Annotated in this window: 15 protein-coding genes; 8 read left to right on the top strand and 7 right to left on the bottom strand. The window is 66.5% G+C overall.

From position 1 onward, the window contains the following. The 4 genes from Poly30_RS08415 to Poly30_RS08400 are packed head-to-tail and all read right to left on the bottom strand — an operon-like array spanning window position 1 to window position 5785. Complete coding sequence (locus Poly30_RS08415) at window positions 1-1359, bottom strand: FHA domain-containing protein (RefSeq protein WP_145196205.1); 1359 nt, start codon at window positions 1357-1359, stop codon at window positions 1-3. Then, the gene (locus Poly30_RS08410; protein ID WP_145196203.1) at window positions 1347-2603 is read right to left on the bottom strand and encodes a CAP domain-containing protein; all 1257 of its coding nucleotides are present in this window, start codon (window positions 2601-2603) and stop codon (window positions 1347-1349) included. The genes Poly30_RS08415 and Poly30_RS08410 overlap by 13 nt, the downstream gene beginning before the upstream one ends. A 6-nt stretch (window positions 2604-2609) precedes the next feature. After that, window positions 2610-3533, bottom strand: coding sequence for a sigma-54 interaction domain-containing protein (locus Poly30_RS08405; RefSeq protein WP_145196201.1), 924 nt, complete (start codon window positions 3531-3533; stop codon window positions 2610-2612). Further along, window positions 3530-5785: an ATP-dependent helicase gene (locus tag Poly30_RS08400; RefSeq protein WP_145196199.1), complete on the bottom strand. Its 2256-nt coding sequence runs from the start codon at window positions 5783-5785 to the stop codon at window positions 3530-3532. Before Poly30_RS08400 ends, Poly30_RS08405 begins: the two co-directional genes overlap by 4 nt. 396 nt (window positions 5786-6181) lie before the next feature. On the opposite strand from Poly30_RS08400, the gene Poly30_RS08395 reads away from it, so the two are divergent. Beyond that, window positions 6182-7087, top strand: a complete 906-nt coding sequence (locus Poly30_RS08395) for a lipopolysaccharide kinase InaA family protein (protein ID WP_145196197.1) — start codon at window positions 6182-6184, stop codon at window positions 7085-7087. A gap of 7 nt (window positions 7088-7094) precedes the next feature. On the opposite strand, the gene Poly30_RS08390 is transcribed toward Poly30_RS08395, so the two are convergent. Continuing rightward, window positions 7095-8054 (bottom strand): FecR family protein, encoded by a 960-nt coding sequence (locus Poly30_RS08390; RefSeq protein ID WP_145196195.1) that lies wholly within the window; start codon window positions 8052-8054, stop codon window positions 7095-7097. A gap of 283 nt (window positions 8055-8337) precedes the next feature. Further along, window positions 8338-8976, bottom strand: a complete 639-nt coding sequence (locus tag Poly30_RS08385; RefSeq protein WP_419191124.1) for an RNA polymerase sigma factor — start codon at window positions 8974-8976, stop codon at window positions 8338-8340. A 360-nt stretch (window positions 8977-9336) separates the two neighbouring features. On the opposite strand from Poly30_RS08385, the gene Poly30_RS08380 reads away from it, so the two are divergent. The 7 genes from Poly30_RS08380 to Poly30_RS08360 all read left to right on the top strand — a co-directional run bounded on the left by Poly30_RS08380 (window position 9337) and on the right by Poly30_RS08360 (window position 17823). Beyond that, window positions 9337-11133, top strand: a complete 1797-nt coding sequence (locus Poly30_RS08380; RefSeq protein ID WP_145196191.1) for a hypothetical protein — start codon at window positions 9337-9339, stop codon at window positions 11131-11133. Continuing rightward, entirely contained in the window at window positions 11133-11348 is a 216-nt protein-coding gene (locus Poly30_RS08375; protein ID WP_145196189.1) for an FmdB family zinc ribbon protein, read from the top strand. Before Poly30_RS08380 ends, Poly30_RS08375 begins: the two co-directional genes overlap by 1 nt. A 338-nt stretch (window positions 11349-11686) precedes the next feature. Continuing rightward, the gene (locus Poly30_RS28250) at window positions 11687-12673 is read left to right on the top strand and encodes an arylsulfotransferase family protein (RefSeq protein ID WP_419191123.1); all 987 of its coding nucleotides are present in this window, start codon (window positions 11687-11689) and stop codon (window positions 12671-12673) included. A 34-nt stretch (window positions 12674-12707) separates the two neighbouring features. Next, window positions 12708-13391, top strand: coding sequence for an orotate phosphoribosyltransferase (gene pyrE, locus Poly30_RS08370; protein WP_145196187.1), 684 nt, complete (start codon window positions 12708-12710; stop codon window positions 13389-13391). 96 nt (window positions 13392-13487) lie between these two features. Next, the gene (locus tag Poly30_RS08365; RefSeq protein ID WP_145196185.1) at window positions 13488-14126 is read left to right on the top strand and encodes an RNA polymerase sigma factor; all 639 of its coding nucleotides are present in this window, start codon (window positions 13488-13490) and stop codon (window positions 14124-14126) included. Between the two features lie 122 nt (window positions 14127-14248). After that, window positions 14249-15154 carry a hypothetical protein gene (locus Poly30_RS28245; protein WP_419191122.1) on the top strand — a complete coding sequence of 302 codons (906 nt, stop codon included), beginning with the start codon at window positions 14249-14251 and terminating at the stop codon, window positions 15152-15154. After that, window positions 15127-17823, top strand: coding sequence for a CHAT domain-containing protein (locus Poly30_RS08360; protein WP_419191121.1), 2697 nt, complete (start codon window positions 15127-15129; stop codon window positions 17821-17823). The genes Poly30_RS28245 and Poly30_RS08360 overlap by 28 nt, the downstream gene beginning before the upstream one ends. Window positions 17824-18095: 272 nt before the next feature. Here the strand turns inward: Poly30_RS08360 and Poly30_RS08355 are convergent, their stop codons facing one another. Beyond that, window positions 18096-19778: an FG-GAP repeat domain-containing protein gene (locus Poly30_RS08355; protein WP_145196181.1), complete on the bottom strand. Its 1683-nt coding sequence runs from the start codon at window positions 19776-19778 to the stop codon at window positions 18096-18098. Window positions 19779-19849: the final 71 nt, after the last annotated feature.

The raw sequence follows: 19849 nt of genomic DNA, 5'->3' as shown, positions 1-19849 counted from the left end.
CTACTCCTCCAGTCCGTTCGCCTTCGCGAACTCGAGGAGCGCCGGGACCTTCATCATCTCGTCCCAGGTATCGGGGCGCTGCCGCTTGTAGCCGCGCAGGAACGAGGCGTCGATCTCGGTGATGCCGGTGATCCGCCGGGCGGCGTCCGCCTTGAACTCGGGGTTCTCCACCGACGTGATGATGACGATCATGTCGGCGACGGCCCGGCTCGGATCGAACTTGTCCGGGTACTTCGAGCGGTCGTAGACGATCGCGGCGAGGTCCAGCTGAGCTTCGAAGAACTCGAGTTCCGCCTGCCGCGTCTCCGCCCGCAGCTGCTCCGCCTGGGCGATCGCCTCGGTGTCGTTCGTCTCGGCGATGAACCTGTCGATCGCCGCGAACGCCGTCGGGAAGTCCATGGGCTTGGCGCCCGTGAATCCCTTGACCTCGACCTCCAGGTCCCGGAAGACCGCGGGCTCACTCTCCACCGCGGCGATCTTCGCCCGGCGCATGAGTCGCTCGACCCGGGCGAGGTCCGGGTGGGTCGGGTAGTCCTTCATGAACTTCTCGGCCCGCTTCACGAAGAGCCGTGCGTAGGAGCGATCCTCGTTGACGTCGAACTTCTCCGCGTAGTCGAAGATCCGCATCTTGAGGTAGTTCGATGCCTCGGCGTTGCGGGCCGCGTCGTCGAGGGACGCGAGTCGATCCCCGAGGAGCAGGAACTCGTTTTCGACCTTGGCTTCCTGGGCCGGCGTCAGCTCCTGCTTCTGGATTTCGATGAGCTGCTTGCGCGCCGCACCGGGGTCCTCGTCCTTGACGCGCTCGTACTGGGAGAAACGAACGTCGAAGTCGAAGTTGTTGCCCATCGAGTCCGCCGTCTTGCCGAGGATCGCGTAGCCGAGGCCCCCGATGACGGCCAGCACCAGCACCGCCGTGAGCCAGCCGGGGATCCCGGAGCGCTGGGCCTTCGGGCGCTTGCGTTCGACCTGCCCGCCCGAGCGTGCCGCGCCAGTCCGTCCGGTCGCCCGTGCTCCCGTTCGCCCGGTGGGACGAGCCGCCACCGCGCCAGCGGCACCCGCCGGCCCTTCCCCTTCGTCGTACTCCACGCTGAGCCTGGAGCTGCCGATGGACACGACCTCCCCTTCCTTGAAAACGTGGGCTCCCTGGACGGGGCGGCCACCGATTTTCGGGGGCATCACGCCCTTGGCGACGCGCAGAACCGCGCCGTCGTCCCCCATCTCGATCTGGCCATGCAGCGCAGCCACGTCTTCCGACGCGAGCGTCAGGGTCGCCTTGTCGCCGCTGCCGAACGTCAGCTTGCCCTGGGAAAGTTTGAACCGACGTATTTCGCCGCCTTCTTCGAGGATCAGTCTCGCCATGCCTCCCATTGAATCGCGGACCGGAACCCTGTGTCGAGCCCGTAATTCTGGACCCAGGCAAGTCCTGACCTCGCGGTCGCCATCTCGCCCGCCGTTTCCAGCAGGATCGTCCGGTGATGCTCGCTGGAATGGGTCAGGGCCACGAGGACGTCGAAGGGGTCATTCGAGCCCTGGTGACAGTTCTCGTACACCATCGCGGGGTATCCGGCGCGCCGGGCTCGCGCCGTGAACGTCCCGAACTCCACGCTGGGCTGATGGTGGCCGAACTGCCCGGATTCCCAGATGTAGTCAGCGTGCTGCCTCGTGGCCGCGAAGAGCCGCGCATCCCAGGCGAGCACCTGGAGGCCGAACAGCTGGCGATAGTCGTTCGTGATCCGCACCTGATCAAATTCATGGCCGATGCGCACCTTTTCGAAGCGGCCCTCGGCAGCCCCCAGCGCCTCCTCCAGGTGGCGGCCGTTCAGCTCGAGGATCGCACGGCCCAGGGCGAGCGCCCGCGCTTCGTCGAGCGAACTCCCGAACGTGGCGAGTGAAACGGTGTCACCTGGAATCTCACCCTTCAGCGGAAGGCCGTAGACCCAGGGCGGCAGGTCCGGGCGCGGCAGATGGGCCTTCACCGCCAGCTCCTGATCGATTCGACGATTGGCCCGCTTCGTCCACAGCGCCAGGGCCAGTGGCTCTTGCAGCGCACTCGGGACCTTCACCTCGGGGCTCTTGTGCCAGATGGAGCGCATCTTTTCGACGGCGCCATCGATCGTGGCCTGGGCTCTTTGGAATCGCTGGATGGCCTCCGGAGTCGCGTCGGGGGCCTTGCATGGGTAAGGGTAGAGGACCTCGTTACGAATCAACGCGATCGTCGACTTTCGCAGTTCGTCCAGCTGCTTGCGTGCCTTGAGGAGCTTGTCGAAAGGCCTGAGGCTGGACCTGGCGCGCAGGCGGCGGTTGCTCCTTTCCCAGAGTTCCAGGATCGCCCCGCGAAGGACTTCGGCCGAGGCCGTGTGCCCACGGGCCTCCTCGATGATCTGCTCGAGGAGCTCGGTCCTCCGCTCATTCGACGGCACCCTGACCATCTGCTCGGCGAGTCCACGAACGGCTTCGAGCTTGGCGTCCGTTTCTGGTTCTTCGTCCGACTCCACCGGGGCCGTTCTTTGGAACGTGCGTGCGTTCGCCTCGGCAGGCCATGCCAGGACCGAGACCACGAGAGCGAGGAAGAGCGTCGACCTTCGGGAAGTAGGAGAGCGCATGCCCTCCTATACCGCGGCCGTCAGCCTCGGGGACAGATCCACCGCGCGAATTGTTCCGTCCGATAGAGCGACAGCTCGCCGCAGCTCGTTCTCCAGCTCGCGCACGTTACCCGGCCAGCTCCACGCCTCCAGCGCTTCGAGCGCTCCCTCGGTCAGCGTGGCCTCACGCCCGACCTCGGCGCAAATCCCGGGCAGGAGCCCCTGGGCGAGCATCCGGATGTCCCCTTCGCGCTCCCGCAGCGGCGGCAGGTAGAGCGTGATGACGTTCAGTCGGAACAGGAGATCCTCGCGGAAGGTGCCCGCCTTGACCGCCTGGGGCAGGTCCTTGTGGGTCGCGGCCACCACGCGCACGTCCACCTTCTTCGAGACGTTGGATCCGACCGGGCGAACCTCGCCATCCTGGAGCACCCGCAGGAGCTTCGACTGCATCGTCAGCGGCATGTCGCCGATCTCGTCGAGGAAGACGGTGCCGCCGTCGGCTGCAACGAAGTGCCCGGCGCGATCCTCGACCGCACCGGTGAAGGCCCCCTTCTTGTGACCGAAGAGTTCGCTCTCCAGGAGGTTCTCTGGCACCGCGGCGCAATTCTCGGCGAGAAGCCGCTTCTTCGCCCTCGGACTGTTCGCGTGCAGCGCCTTGGCGACGAGTTCCTTGCCCGTGCCGGTTTCGCCCTGGATGAGCACCGGGACGCTCGACGGAGCCACCTTGGCCAGGAGGTCGTAGAGTGCGCGCATTGCCGGTGAGTCACCGATCATGCCGAAGCGCGTCTTCGTCCCGGGACCCGCTGCCTTACCTTCCTTGGCTGGCTCACCCGCTGCAAAGCGCATCTCCGCATGGGCGCGGAGCACGTCCCATTCGCCGCGGTCGGCCGCTTTCTCGAGGACGCCATCCAGAGCAGTCCGCAGGTCGGCGCTGAGTTCCTTGCTCGTCATCGGTCGAGCCTCTCGAGGGATGCGTACTGGAGCAGGAGCTGCTTGCGTCCTTCCCGGACGAAGTCGACCGTTGCCCGCGCGTTGATACCGGCGCCGGTGAGCTGCTCGATCTTGCCTCGGCCGAAGTGCGGGTGCATGACGATCGCCCCCACTTCCAGTCCCGCGCCGGCTCCCTTCGCAGGATCGAACGCGCCGAGCGCTTCCTCCTCGCGTTCCTCGGGCCCCACGCCCTCGATCTCAGCCTCGGGCAGCTCGCGGAGGTACCGAGAGGGAAGCACGGGCCGACCGCCGCCAAAGAAGCTCCGGTACGTCGTGTAGGTCACCAGGAGCCGCTCCTTCGCGCGCGTGATGCCGACGTAGAAGAGGCGTCGCTCCTCCTCGATCGCCACGTCGGGATCGGCGGCCTCGTCCACCGCGCGCTCGTGGGGAAGTAGTTCGTCCTCGACGCCGGCGATCGCCACGAACCGAAACTCCAGGCCCTTGCAGGCGTGCAACGTCATCAGCTTGACCCGGTCCTCGTCGCCCTCGTACGCGTCCGTATCGGACACGAGCGCCACTTCCTCCAGAAAGCCGCGCAGCTTGCCCTCGGGGCTACGCTCGTCGTAGTCGGACGCGAAGGCTCGGAACTCCTCGACGTTCGCAGCGCGATCGGCCGTTCCGCTGCCGTCGTCCATCTCCGCGAGCCAGCGATCGACGTCCAGCGACTCCAGGACGACGTCGAGGGCCACCGCCGCGTCGAGTTCGCGCGCGAGCGCCAGCTCCTCCAGAGCCCCCGCGAACTCCGCGAGCCCCTTCTTGGCGCGACCGCGGATTTCGTTCAGGGCGTCGGCCTCGCCGAGCGCGTTGGCCATCGACAGGCCACGCTCCTGCGCGAAGTGCGCGAGCCGCGCGAGACTCGTGTCCCCCACGCCCCGTGCAGGCGTGTTGACCACTCGCACGAAGGCCACGTCGTCGGCGGGGTTCAGCGCCAGGCGCAGGAGCGCCACGAGGTCCTTGATCTCCTTGCGCTGGTAGAACTCGAGGCCGGCCACGACCTGGTAGGGCACGGCGTCGTAGCGCAGCGCCGCCTCGATCGCGCGCTGGAGGAAGCCCGCCCGGTAGAGCACGGCGCAGTCGCCGTAGTTCCCGCCGCGCGCCACGTGCGAGCGAATCTGAGCCGCGATCTCCCGCGCCTCGTCATTCTCGTCGCCGCACTCGATGACGACCACTCGCTCGCCCTGCTCGCCGTCGGTGAACAGGTCCTTGTCCTTGCGCGCCGTGTTGTTGGAGATCACGGCGTTGGCCGCCTCGAGGATGCGGCCGGTGCTGCGGTAGTTCTGCTCCAGCCGCACGGTCTGGGCTCCGGGATAGTCCTCCTCGAAGTCGAGGATGTTCCGGATGTCGGCGCCGCGCCAGGCGTAGATCGACTGATCGGGGTCGCCGCAGACGGTCAGGTTGCCGTGGAACGACGCGAAGTGCTTGACCAGGCGGTACTGCACGCGGTTCGTGTCCTGGTACTCGTCGACGAGCACCTGCCGGAAGCGCCTGGCGTAGGCGTCGCGGACCCCGTGGTGATGATCGAAGATCTCGAGCACCTTGAGCAGGAGGTCGTCGAAGTCGAGGGCGTTCTGCTGGCGCATGCGCTCGCGGTACTTCTTCTCGACGGCGAGGAAGACGTCTTCCTCCATGCTGCCGTCGGAGAGTTCGAAGCCGTCGTCCCGGCCGCGCCGGTTCTTGCGAGCGGAGATCCAGCTACCGATCTGGGGAGCGCGGAACTGCTTGGGGTCGAACCCGAGGTCCTTCACGATCGTCTTGATCAGGTTGTTCCGATCGCCCGTGTCGTGGATGGAGAAGTCCCGGGTGTAGCCCTCGAGCACGTCGATCTCGCGGCGCAGGATGCGCGCGCACATCGAGTGGAAGGTCCCGATCCAGGACCCGCCGCCCCGCCCCTGCTCCGCCTCGGGCGGCGGGATGAGCCGGTCGACCCGCTCGCGCATTTCCTTGGCCGCCTTGTTCGTGAACGTGATCGCCAGGATCTCCCAGGGCGCGATGCCACGCTGGGTCACGAGGTGCGCGATTCGGGTCGTGACGACCCGGGTCTTGCCCGATCCGGGACCAGCGACGATCAAGAGCGGCCCGCTGCCCGCGAGCACCGCCTCACGCTGGGCGTCGTTGAGCCCCTCGAGGAGCTGGGATTCCGCCACTGCGTCGGCGTTCGGCGCCCCGGAGAGCGCCGAGGGCGCCGTTGCTTCCTTCAAGTCGAGCCAATCCATGCGGCCAGGATTCTACGGCGTACCGCATCGAGACGCGCGCTGCCCTCCCCCATTCGCTCGCCAGCCGGCTCTGATGCGAAGTTGAGCCATCCACCCTCCCGCGCTTCAGGGAGAAAGCTGATAACAAAAAAAACCCCCAGCCTCGCGGGAAGCGAAAGCTGGGGGCTGGGAACCGATCGGGAGAGACGGGTCGCCTGCCAAGAAACCCGAGTGACCGGAACCCTTTCTAAGGGAGGATCGGAGCGCAGCGCGACGCCTGCTCGCCATTCGGTCCGACGCGCGCGCTACCTCTCTCGCCACAAACTTAGCGCCTTCTTGCGTCAAAGGAAGGGGCAACCTCGCTAGTTTCCAGGCGTGGGCTCCGGAGCGTCCGCTGGGAGCCCCTCGGACAAGGAAATGAACTCCAACGAGAGACAGACATCCGAGCGGCTCGACGTGAGCGTCTTGACGAGCGCGCGGCTGCGGGACTTCGAGGAGGAAGTTCTCTCCCTCTGCCTGTCACTCGATGGGCGGATCAGCGGAGAACGGCGTCGAATCGGCCCATTCAGCGTGTTCTTGAAGGGCGGGCCCTTCTCGACGAAAGGAGCGCGACGCCATCAGCTCCGAGGCATTTTACTAGGCGCGTCATCGCCGGCCCTCGCAGAATTCCGAGCCGCGGCGTGGCTTCGAGAACGACTGTTCCAGGCCCCCGAACCCCTCGCCGCCGTGACCGTCCGCAGGGGGATCGGACCGCGGAGGTGGAAGCGCCCGCATGCTCAGCTCTTCATCTCTTCCGAGATTTCTGGCGCCACGCCGTTCGACAGGGCCTGGGAGGAGGCGTCGAGCGTGCGCAGATTACACCTCTGTCAGGAGCTTGGTGGCGAGCTGGGACGGATGCACGCGCTCCACTTTCTTCACGCGGACCTCTACCCACGCAACGTCCTGGTGAAGCCCGCGGCTCCGACCGAAGACGCCAGAAGGGTCCCAGGCCGAGACCTGTGGTTCATCGATTCCTGGGCGGGCGGTGCCACGGCGTGGCGCAATGGTTCCCTGCGTCGGCTCAAGACCGATCTGGGTACCTGGCTGGCCGACTTCGAACCGGGCCTCTCGGAGCGCTTCCTCAAGGAGTTCCTCCACGCCTACGCGGACGCTCGCTCCGACAACGGACGGCCACTCTCCAGCTGGATGCGATGGCTCCGTTCCATCGAGGAAGCGCGACGGGCGGAGCTTCGGAAGCTGGAGCGCCAGCGCTATCGACTGCGCGGAAGGCCGTTCCCGCAGGCCGGGATGGCGGCATCGGGCCTCGCGCCGACGTCATCCTGATCGGGGATCAGGCCCAATAGCCGACGAGACGCTCCAGCGGATCGCGATGCCCCTCCACGAGCGGAGCCTCCATCGGAAGCCCCTGCTCGTCCTGGAGAACGACGCGCGTTCGCTCGGACCCGATCGTGATAGAGGGGTGCTCTCCGTGCAGGGCGGTGGTCCGCACCGAGCCCTCGAGGCAACAGACGCAGCTGTAGTCGCTCCCGACATCCACGCCAAAGATCGTCCCCATCACCTCGGCGCGGACGTGCGCCGTCTCGACGACGAGGGGCGATGCGGCATCGAACCCTGGACCGGTGGCGACCCGTACGCCTCCGAGGTCGAGGTACAGGACCTGCGCCTGCCCCGCCTTGGGCGCATCCGTCCAGCCGTCCATTCGAACGACCGAGTCGGCGGCCAGCTCGAGAACGAAGCTGTCTTCGTGGCGGATTCGAATCGCTCGATCGAGGCTCTCGACGCGCTGAGCGCTGGCCATGCGCGCCACGAAATCGGCCAGCGATGCCACCGCTTGGCCGTCCACGAGAACGGACGCGAGGAGCGTGGCTTCGTCGCCCGACGAGGCGTCGAGCGACCAGCCTGGCGATTCGGCGGCGGCCACGCTGCGCGCATCGACGGCCCGCTCGTCTCCCGTGACGGTCTCTATGGGCTCGGGGCCCCGCCGAAGGAAGAGGAGAACCGCCGCAGCCGCTGCGAGGAAGACCCCGGCCGCCGCCCAGCGCGTTCGCGTGGGCCGCGTGTGAACGACCCGGGGAGCACGCCGCACCACGACGGGTGTCGGCTCGACCGCGAGGAACGAGTCCTTGAGCCGCGCGCGAAATTCCGCACGCGGCGACTCGGGTGTCCAGTCCTCCAGCTTCGCGTCCGCGCCACCGAGGAACCGAGCGCGCACGCGCGCCTGGAACTCTGCGGAAGCTCGGCCACCACGGGTGAACTCGATCGGGCCCGATCCAGCTGGCTGGCGACCCATGGCGTCCAGCAACGCCTCTTCCGAGTCCGCGATTTCTGCGTCGGTTCCGGTGCTCTCCGGCCATGTATCCGAACGTGCCGGGGCCTCCGAATCTGCTGCCGGGGCCTCCGGGCCTGTCGCGTCCCGCCGGGGCTCTGGCTCCTCGCGGGACTTCCGGGGATCTGGTGATGGCTTCAACTCGTCTGCTCCTTCGGAGTCACAGGGCCCCTGTGAAAGACTCTTTGACCAAAATCGTCTGAAATCAGCTCGACCGGGTGATGGCCGCGGTCCCTGGTGGAGTGAATCACGGGCGCCCTCTTGACTGGTCGAGACCCGACAATGCCTCGCGAAGCTCGGCGAGCGCCCGCGAGTACCGCTTGCGAACGGCGGGCTCGTTCCGGTCCACCATCCGCCCGATTTCCTCGAAGGAAAGCCCCTCGTAGAAGCGCAGGACGAAGGTGGCTCGAAGCATCTCGGGAAGGGCCTCGATCGCGGCGCGAACCTCGTCACGGACCTCGTTCGCTTCGAGGGCATCCGAGGGCCGATCGCCCTGGGAAGGCAGGTGCGGCGAGCCGTCCTCGTCGGCGTCGAGGCTCTGCATGTGGCGCTCTTCCTGGTGTCGCCGACTGCGCCAGAGGTCGCGGACCTTGTTCGTCGCGATGGTGTAAACCCAGGGCGAAAGGGGGCGCGTCGGGTCATAGCCAGGGAGCGAACGCTGGACATGGAGAAAGACGTCCTGGGTGAGGTCCTCGGCCAGATGCTCCTCCCGCACGAGACGGCGTATGAAGCCGTAGACCCGCCCGAAGTAGTGGTCGAAGAACGCCTCGAGCGCCGCCGGAGCGAGCCGGGGGAGGTCCCGTCGAATGGTCTCGGGAAGCTCCTGGGGTCCTGACTCATGCGAGGCTTCCTCGGCGAGGGCGCTGGTGGCATCCGAGTCGCTCACGGGAAAGTTCGAAGAATTCAAGTGTCCTGCGGAGAGGTTCGTGCAGGCCAAGACGAGGCCCACGTGGGATTCGCCCGCAGCCAGTTTCGGAAAGGGATTGGGTACAGAACTTTCTGCGACGACAATGAACAATGGCCCCCGAGAAGCGTAGCAGCGCAACTCGGGGCGCGCACCAGGCTCCCCGCCGACGCGCGGGACCGTGTCACCTCCCGGAAGAAAATTCTCTTCCCTGGGCCATTTCGCCGCGTGCCCGCCTCTCCTCGACAGAAACATCCTGAACCGGGCCTTTACCACAGGTCCACTACCACCGGGCCCCTACGACCGGTCACCCACGTCCCCCACGCCGACTCCCCAGACACCATGACTCACCCTGCTCTCCTCGCCCTGCTAGCCGCCCCTCTTTGTTCCGCTGCGAATCTCGGCCCGCTGGCGACCACATCGCCCTCCCAGGAAGGCGCCGCCACCCCGGTGGAGGCTTCCGCACCCCAGGCAGGTCAGGAGCCCGCTTCCCAGCCCGGACCGATCCCGCTGATGACCATGGGCATGGGCGACCTCACGAAGGGTCCCGTTCACCCCAAGGACGCGGCGCTCGTCCGCGCCCTCGGATGGCTCGATGAGCGCCTGGCGGAACTCCCGTCCGAACTCGGTCGCGACCTCCCCCGCGAACTCCAGCCCGCCTTCGAAGCGGACTCCATCCCGGTCTGGCTCCGCCTCCTGACCGCCCAGAAGCGGTTCGCGATCTCGGCCCTCGGCGCTCCGCCGCAGCGCGGCCAGATGCCTTTCCTGATGAGCGTGGCGGTCGACGAGGCCAGTGACGAGGCGGCGGCCCGGTACGAGGGCGCCCTGAAGGGACTCCTCCAGCGCATGCAGGCGCCCTTCCCGATGGAGATGATCCAGCGCGAAGGCTCGGCGCTGCAGGTGAACATGGGCGCGGAACTCGCGCCGATGGGACACACCCGCGCCGCTCAGATGCTGGGGAGCGAGCAGCCCTCGTTCGAAATGGAGATGAACGTCGGCGGCTACCTGCGCTTCGTCCAGGGAATGATGATGGACTCCGGCGCGCCCTACGAGGCGATGGTGGTGTTCGACGTCCTCTCGCGGATGGGTCTCGACAACGCGGTCATCGAGGTCGCGTCGAGCGGTGACGGGACGACCAGCCAGACGGCGTCGATCCTGACCGGCATCGGTGGTCGGATGAAGGCGGCGGGCATTCTCCCGGAAGGCGGGCTGACCGCCGCTCACCTCGCTCCCGTTCCTGCCGATGCGACCTGGGCGAGCGTCCAGCGCATGGACATGGAAGCCGTCTTCGACGCGATCAACGCGCTGGCGGGCGAGTACATGAAGGAGCAGATGGGCGACAGCGCCGACATCGCGGAAACCGTCAAGGGGCTGATCGGCATCGACCTGCGGAGCGGCCTCTTCGGCGCGCTCGGCGACACCTACGGGATGTACGCTTCCGAGTCGACCGGCGGCGGCGGGATCAGCTCGACGGTCCTCTTCTTCTCGCTGCGCGACAGCGAGGCGCTGCTCGAGACGAAGGAGCAGCTCGAAGAGGTCCTGAACGGCATCGCTGCCGGTGAGACCGACGGCTACGTCAACATTCGCTCCTGGACCCGCGGCGACGATGAGTACACCACCGTGATGTTCCCGGGCCTTCCGATCCCCTTCGAGCCCACCATGGCGATGGGTGAAAACTGGCTGGTCATCGCCGCGACGCCCCAGGCAGCCATGGGAGCCATGGATCAGATCGCGGGAAGCGGCCCGTCGCTCGCCACGAAACCGAGCGTCGCGCGGATCGTCGCCGACGGCACCAAGTCCGGCGTGAGCTTCATGGATGGCGAGCACTTCGCGCGCGAGGGCTACGGCCTCACCTCGATGATGTTCTCCAGCGTCAGCAACGGCGTTCGCTCGCGCATGGATGCGATGCGCGACCCGGGCCCGGTCATGCCGGTGTACCATGTCTTCCAGGACGGCATCCAGGACACCGTGGGGTACTCGGAGCTCCAGGGCGACGACCTCATCACGCGCCAGACTTCCGACGGTTCGATCGTGGTCCAGACGGCGATCCTGACGGGCTTCATGACGGAGTACGGAACCTTCATCCTCCTTCCCGCGGTCCTGGCCGCAGGCGCTCCGCAGTTCATGCGCAACTTCTGATGCCGACCTTCGACTTCCTCTGCGCGTCATGCTCGAAGGCCTTCGAAGAACTCGTGCTCGGGTCGGAGACCATCGAGTGTCCGGAGTGCGGTTCGAAGAAGGTCAAGAAGCAGGTCTCGGCGGCCAAGCTCGGCGTGCCGTCGAGCCGCCGACACGCCGTCAACGTGCCCGCGTCCAGCTCGGCGCCGCCCTCCCGGGATTGCGGGACGGGCTGAGGCTGAACCCAGGGCTTCCGGTCCGGAAGCCGATCCAGGTGAGTGCCGCTGCGATTTCGATCGCGGTGGCGCTCGCCTGCTCTTCGGGGTGCGGCGGCGACCCTGCACCCCCTTCCTCCCGAGAGCCGGGAGATGCATCGCCAGAGGGGGCGAAGCTGGGCCGGCGAGCCGCCCAAACGATCGGGGTTCCTGACGAGCTTCGCGCGCTCGGCTACGGGGGCTGGAACGACGTGGAGGCAGCGGAGACGTCCCTCGCAAGCGGGGTCGTGCGGTGGGACCCCAAACGGTGCGCACCCGCCGACCGGGTCTGGGCCGACGACCGGAGCAAGATCCATGTGATGAGCCCAGGCGGGCGCAGCCATCGGACACTTCATGTGCCGGATCACGGGCAGGTCGAGTTCGCTCGCTCCCTGGAGGGGGGTCGATTCGTGACGCTCTCCGTGGATGAAGGCGTGACGCTTCTGGAGCCCGATGGAACGGTGGTCTGGCAGGTGGCCGCGCCGTGCCACCATGAGATCACGGTCGCGCCGCGACCCGGCGACGAGCCCGGCGGCCGGCTGTTCGCGGTGGCGCTGCACCACGCCTACGACTTCCGCGGCCGGAGGGTTCGCTTCGACGAGGTCGCTTACCTGGAGGAGGCGACCGGGCGCTTCACCGAGGACCCCGCCTGGCCGAGCTGGTCGACCTGGGAGCACCGGGAGGCGCTGGAACGCGCGGTCGGCGGCGATCCGCATCCGCTGTCGAAGCCAGCGGCGCACGCGAGCGAAGCATCCGGGAGGACGGAAGCGACGTACGACTACTTCCACCTGAACGGAATCGATTTCGCTCGCTCTACCGCTGCGGAGGAGGAGGCTGGCTCGGGCATGACGATGGTCGTTTGCCTCCGGAACGTGAGCCTCATCGCAGGCGTGAGCGTTCCGGGCGGAGGCCTGGAGTGGTCACTGGGCCCAGCACTCCTCGACTGGCCGCACGCGCCCTCGATCCTCGCCGGGCCGAGCGGCGGGCACCGCCTCATGGTCTTCGACAACGGCACGCACCGGGGCTGGTCCAGGGTGATCGAGATCGACGTCGACGACCGGGCCATTCTCTGGGAGTGGCGCGGCCCCGCGGGACGGCCTCTCTGGAGCCGCGTTCGCGGGTTCGCAGAGCGGCTCGCTGGCGGCAACGTTCTCGTCACCGAGTCCGAGGAGGGGCGCGCCTACGAGATCGATGTCGCCGGAAACGTGATCTGGGAGTTCCTGAACCCGGAGATGCGCGAAACCGAGACCGGAGCGCAACGCCGCAGGATCTACCGGATGAGCGGCGCGCGGGTGAACCCCAGATAGTCGAAGAACCGACCGGCGTGGTAGCCTCCTTCCCATGTCAGCCAACACGGGTGAGTTCATCGACTTCATGTGCGAATCCGGCGTCTTGACCTTCGGCGACTTCGTCACGAAGTCCGGAAGGCCGACTCCGTACTTCGTCAACACGGGCCGCTACACGACGGGCGGTCAGATGTCTGCGCTCGGCGCGTACTACGCCAGCGCCCTCGAAGAGCGCTTCCACGGACAGTACGACGTCCTCTTCGGGCCGGCCTACAAGGGAATCCCGCTGGCCGTCTCCATCGCCGAGGCCCTCTTCCGCGATCACGGCCTCGACGTGCCGTTCTGCTTCAATCGCAAGGAGGCGAAGGGTCACGGCGAGGGCGGAGTTCTCGTGGGCCATCCGCTCCGGGACGGCGACCGCGTGCTCATCGTCGAGGATGTGACCACCGCGGGAACCTCGATCCGTGAGACCGTACCGATCCTGAAGGCGGCTGCCGACGTTCGGCTCGCGGGGCTGATCGTCAGCGTCGACCGGATGGAGCGAGGCCGCGACGAACACCGGAGCGCCCTGGAGGAGGTGGGACTGGAGTTCGGGATGCCGACCCAGGCGATCGTCAACGTCGAGCAGATCATCGAACGACTGCGGCCCGAGGGCGACTCCGCCCACCGACTCGACGCTTCGGATATGGCTCGGATTGAGACCTACCGGGCGAAATTCGGCGTCCGAGCCCCTCGGTGAGGCATCCGTCGGGAGGGCTGACGGCCCCGGGCCCCCCCCACCGAAGAAATCCCTGGATCCTGGGCAACCGATCACGCCGTGTGATCACTCAACTCTGTGACGAACGAGAAGCAATGGAAACGTGACCTCGCGCTGATCCGGCAAACGCTGGATGGCGACGAGGAGGCCGTTGCCCGGTTCGCGGATCGAATGAAGTGTATCCCCCGATTCCTGGGCAGCATCAACCGCCGTGCTCACCGCAGTCTCTCCATCGAGAGGTTGCAGGAGGCGAGCCAGGAGGTCGCGCTGAGGGTCTGGAGGGATCGAAGTGCGTTCACGGGGCATTCCGTGATCGAAACATGGGTCTACCGCTACTCCGCGCACGTGTTTCAGGAGTCATTGAAGGCTCAGTCGAAGGCGGAGTTCCGCCGCGCCGAGCACGAGGAGATCCACACGATCCTGGCGTCGGATCTCGACGCGAGCGATCAGCTCCACCTCGACACCGAGGCCGGCAGAATTCGCCAGGCCATGCGTCACCTGCCGCCGAGCCAGGTCGAGCTCATCGAGCGAAAGCTCTTCCTGGACCAGCCGTTCAGCTTCCTTGCGGACGAACTCGGCGAGAACATCAACACCATCAAGGCACGCTATTACCGGGCCCTGACCGCGCTCCAGCGGGCGATTCGCGCGGACGAAACTGCGAAGAGCTACCTGCCGAAAACCGACCGCGGCCGAGATGACTGCCTGGCTGACGATTGACCCATGGCCCTCGGAATGCCGAGGCAAACACCGGGACCATCCGTGAACCCGAACGCTCGCAGCGATCGAAGCCTCGCACAACCGGTCGGCGGAACGCCCGCTGACATTCACCTGGAGAGAGAATGATGAACGACCCGCGAACAGACGACTCGGCCTTCGACGGCCTCCCGGCGAAGAAGTCGCCGGAGTCCTGGCAAGGTCCTGGAGAAGATGGCTTGCAGGACGACGCCCGCGGGCTCGACTTCTTCGATGAGCTGGACGACAGGCTCGCCAGCGCCGAGATCCGGGCCATCGAACGCGTGCTCCTCGAAGATCTCGCCCGGGAAGAGTCCGAAGCGCTCACCGAGCTGGAGAGGCTGGAGGTTCTGGGAGCCGACGCTGAGGAAACCCAGTCGTTCGTGGATTCGCTGAAGGACAGATGGCTGGCGGAGGTCCGTCAAGAGGCACGCGTCGAGCCAATGTTCGTCGAGCGTGCCCCGGGGCGGTCCTCGACCGGAAAAACGGCGCTGCTGGCCACTCCTGCGCCCGGAACACCGTCCCCGCCGGGACGCCTGGGGCCCCGGATCAGCCCCGCGGCAGATCGGCCCTGGGGCGAACGAATTGCGCGGCACCACGGGTCGCCGCTCCCCTACTGGCCGCTGGCAGCGGCTGCTGCGGCGCTGTTCCTGTTGACCTGGGGAGCGTCGAGGACCGTCGAGAACGACACGCCGGTCTACCTCGGACCGTCCGATGGTGAGATCGAGGTTTCATTTAGAGGCGCATCTACGCGACCGGAAGTTCTTCCGGAGATCGTAGACTTCAGTGGTGAGGTGCCGGAGCACGTGACGTTCCGCATCGAGATTCACGACGTGACGAAGGACAAGCGATTGGACGACGTCACGTTCGACGATACCACTTACGAGCCCCGATGGATCTGTTCCGAATCAACGCGAGCCCAGCTTCCGGAGGTGATGCGCTTCGAAGTCCATCGCGAGGTCGAGCCTCCCTACGCGCCGCCCATGTGGTCGCGGGTCTACGCGAGGCAATAGCGGTCGTTCTCGCAGGCTTCCTGACCGCTGCGATCGCGGTCGGGCCGAGCGTGCAGGGCTTCGACGACGGGGTGCAGGGCTTCGACGAAGAGGTGCAGGGCTTCGAGTACGGCGCGCAGGAATTTGACTCCGAAGAGGTCGTCGGGGTCGAACGGCCCAAGGCTGCGCCCCTTCTCTACGTGGCTTCGCGCATCGCCCGGTTCCATGACGAGAAGCTGGACGACGAATCGCGATACGCCATCCTCGGCGACCTCGGCAAGTTTGCGAAGGAGTGGCTGGAGGCGGCGCACGTCCCCATCCCGGAGGAAGCCTGCGATGGGGCGGAAGCCGTCGCCGAGGCCATTCACTTCCTGGCCGAGTATGCGGGACGCTGGGTCAGTGAAGAGAGCATCAGTGGATTCCAGGGGCGATGGCTGGACTTCGTGCTCTCGGACTCCGATTCCGGCGGCGTCTTTGGACCACGAGTACGATGGCGTGAACTCCATCGACGGGTGCAGTTCCTGGCGAGGATCGGCGACCTTCAGGAAGCGCTTCGACTCATCGGACACGATGGCGAGGTCCGGATCGAAGAGGCCACGACTCCCTGGGACCTTCGCCTCAGAGCCGCGCGTGCGAGCCTCTACCGCCTGGGCGGTGCATTCGAGCGAGCGCTCGGCGACCTGGACCTCTCCGTAGCGGATCTTCAAGGCGCGGACTGGGCCACCCAGCTCGTCATCGCCCAGGCCCGCTTCAGTACCGAGACGGACCTCGGCCGGCTCGAGTTGGCCGACCTGGCCCTCGGCGCGATGACCAGGCTCATCGAGAGTCGCGGCGAGACGGCGTCTCCTCAACTCACCGGCCTTCTGTGGGAAGCACGCATCAAGCAGTTGCTCTCGACGGGCAACAACGCACAGGCGCTGCGATACGCCGACAGGACACTCGACGAACTGGGGGATGACCTCGCACTCTCTGCCGACGGGATGAGGCGCAGGGACGAGGTCCTCTACCTGGCGGCGCTGGCTGAAATGCGGCTGCAGCGGCCGCCACGCGACTTCTCCCGGGCAACCTACGCCACTCTGGAAACGGCCCGCTACCTCGAAGGCCAGGCGTACATCGACCGACACACGAGGCACCTGGCGACCCTGATTCACGCTGAGATCCTCCATGCCCAGGGGGAGGACCTGGAAGCCTTGCGCTTGCTCCGATCCGTTCAGACGATCGTGACGCCCAGCTCTCCGCTGGCCCGTCCATCGGAGCAAACCAGTGCGAACCCGCTCCTCGCCACGAGGCTCGCAGCGAAGTGCTTCGAAGTGGCGCTTGCCATTGGTGACGTGGAAGCGATCGAACGATCGGCGACCGAGCTGAGGACCGCGTTCAACTCCCTGCTGGACGCATGGGCCACGATAGCGGTCCAGCCTAGCGGCATCGGTTTTCTGCAGTATGCAGAGCGTCGCCACGCGCTTCAACTCGTTCTGGAGTCGGCGCTTCTCTCCGGTCAAGGCCGCGAAGCACGAGCCTTCGACTGGCTCCTGGCCGCGGATAGCTGCTCGACCGTGGCGCGCCATCTCGATGCCCGCGCAGCCTCTCCGGCGGACGTGGTGGCTCTCTGCGGCGATTTGAACGCAACGCTCTTGTACTTCGTCCCCACGGAGTTGACGACCCACCGCTTTCTGGTTCGAGCAGAAGGCGTCGAGCACACGAGGCTGGAGGGCACCGCGGAGTTCCGTCGACACTTCGGTCCCGTTCTGAATGAGCTGCGCCAGCGACCGAAAGCGGAGGCTCCATGGCCACCACCTTCCATCGAAGAAGACCTTCGTTGGCTTGCAAAGCGCATGGTTCCAGAAGGAGCCAGCGATACGCTGATCTACGCGGGCCTGGACGGTTTTGGCTTCCACGCGGTCGAGGTCCTGCCGGATCGAGACGGGCATCCCATAGGCCTGACCCGCGAAGTGACCCAAACACCCTCCGTCAACGCCCTCGTGAAGCTCCAGGACGTCGCGGCCAGTCGTGCGCCCCGTGACCGACCAAGCCTCTCCATCTTCGCCCTGTCCGACGCCGGGGAAGAGCCGAGAACGGGGACGCGGCTCCGCGCGATCCAGTTCGGATTGAAGGACTTCGTCGAGCTGCAAGAGGCCTCCGGCAGCAAGACGTCCTTCGAGCGGCCAATGACAGAAACGGCGCAGGGCCTCGTCTCAGCGCTGGAGTCTGGCCCGGACCTGTTCATCGCGCTCACCCACGGAAGCGAGGGGGCTGGCGACGGTGATGTGCCTGGCATCTATGTTCGCAGTGATTCCGGCGCACGGCAGTCACGGGAAGTCATCCGTGCGGACTCTCTCCTCCAGCTGCTGCCTTCCTCGTCCGCCGTCGATCGACCGGCGGTCGCCCTTCTCGCTGTTTGCTCTGCGGGATTCGGACCGCGACGCCTGGGTGACGCGGGAGCCAGCGACTTCAGCGGCGCACTCCTCCAGGCGGGCATCCCCGTCGCGCTAACGGCCCGCGCGCCGATCGATCAGGACGCCGCCAAGGCGTTCATCAAGGCATTCGCCAGGGGGTACCTGCGAGAGAAACTGTCAGCGGGTAGCGCCATGCTGCTCGCCCGACGGGAAGTGGCCTCGATCGACGGCTTCTACCATCCCCACTTCTGGGCGACGCTTCAGCTCTTCGGCTGGAGCGACACCCGCGTTCGGTGAGGGCCTGAGCAAGAATGGCGCTGGCTCGACGCGTATCCGCGTTGGCGGATACGCCTGGAACGTCGAACAGCCTGCAAAATGGAAGCTAGTGCCCTGAATCAGAAGTTCGTCGCATTAGTTTCGCCTGTTTCGCTCCGTAGCTGCGTTGCCGAACCTTGGACGGAACTACTGCTACGCACTGTGGTTCGGACGCCTTGCTACGAAACGAAACAGACTAAAACTAATGCGACGAACTTCTGATTCAGGGCACTAGCTCAGGCTCCCCGTGGCTCTCACGCAAAGGGGTCGATGGGCTTGGGCGGGGGCGGGGGCGGGGTTCCCTGCGGACCACCGTTCGTCCTTATCCAGTCGAAGCCACTGTCCGTTCCCCGCTGAAGCGAGTTGTACGTTCGAATCAGTCGATAGCAGGCTTCCACGCCGGCGCTCTCCACCGCCTGGGTTCCAGCGTCTTCTCGGAAGCCGCGGATGAGCAGCGTCGAGTAGTCCCCGAGATCGACCGGAAGAGGCAAGGTCACCATGTCACCGGTGCCACTCGTGGAAGACCCCACCTCGTAGAGCAGGTGCAAACAGTGCTGTTCCTCGTCTTCCGGCGCGGCTCCCTGGGGCTGCGTGCTGATCGTGATCTCGAGGCGATTCGGCGCGGCGCCATCGCCCATGACGAGGGCATCGACGTAGACGAACGCGAGCGGCCCGGTCGGGGTGTTGAAGTACTCGAAGTTGGTCATCACGGGCGTCAGCGTCGTCTCGTCCATGGCGACGTTCCGCTGAACGCAGGCCCCCCGCGTGGACTCGATCAGCTGAAAGATATCGATATCACCGTCGCGGTCGAAGTCAGCGCCTACCGGATTGGCGAGCTGGCCCGCCATCGAGGCGCCCGTTTGCTCCAGGGGAATCGAGATCGCCGTCGCCGCGTTGGGCGCGACGAAGGTGGCACCACCGGTGGACGAGCGGTCCTGTCCGAGGAGCGCGGTCACCTGGTCCACGGTCGATGAGTTCAAGAGCACGTCGACGCGCCCGTCGGCGTCCACATCCGCCGCGCTGATGCTCGTGGGTGCCACCGGAGCCACGTTGACGGGCGATTCCAGCGGAGTCGAGGGACGCATGAACGTGATCGCCGCGCCGCTGAGAACGGCGAGGCCGTCCACACCAGCGGCATGGGCGTCACGAACGACGGCGATGTCGTCGATGCTGCCCGCGAAGGACTCGGCGCGATAGAGCGTACCGTCGCCTCCGATCACACACGCGGAATCCAGCGCGCTCCGGAGAATCGCGGCGAGCGCGGTTTGACCCGCGCTCCACTGAATCGCACGGAGTTCATCGAGTTCCGCGCCGAGCGAGACCGCCGCCAGCTCCACGAAGACGTCCGGCGCGGATTGCTCGAGCTGCAGAAGCTGCGTGCCGTCCGCGCTCAAACCGAAGATGTCCATGTCGCCATCGCCGTCGACATCCGCAGCGACCACGGAGCGCGCGTGAGCCCAGCTCGATGTGCCCAGGGGCGTGCGGATCGGCGCGAAGACCCGCATCTGCGCGAGGTCGCGAACCACGAGTTCGACTCCGCCCGCATGGGCCACGACGAGAGCACCGATGCCCGTACCGACTCGCTCGAAGGCTGCGAACGCCGTCACGCCCGCGATCCCGAGGGTCGAGGAGTGCTGAAGCGGGTCGGGAGCCGTGACCCAGATCAGCTCATCGCTGACCTTCGCGATCAGGTCGAGCCGACCGTCGCCATCGGTGTGGAACGCCACGGTCCGCCCGATCACACCGGTAGCCTCCTCGGCGGCTTCACAGCGGAGCTGAAGCAGCTGGCCCGCCGCGGGCGAACTCTCGCCCCTCTCGCCAGCAGCCAGCGCCGAGGAGGAAATCACGGAGAAAGCGGAAGCCGCGATCAGGAAAGGCAGCAGCCGCTTGGAACGTTCGTCCCGGGCGATTGGATCGGCAGTGTGGCAGTAGGTCATGGTCAGAGTGACTCGATATCGAGGGATGAGAAACGAAGAGAGAGAAAAAGTGCCGGCAGGGGAACACCGCC

This window comes from Saltatorellus ferox (assembly GCA_007751475.1).
In the GTDB taxonomy this organism is placed as follows: Bacteria; Planctomycetota; UBA1135; order UBA1135.
Note: the sequence above shows the minus strand (reverse complement) of the source record. Positions and strands in the feature narration are given on the sequence as shown.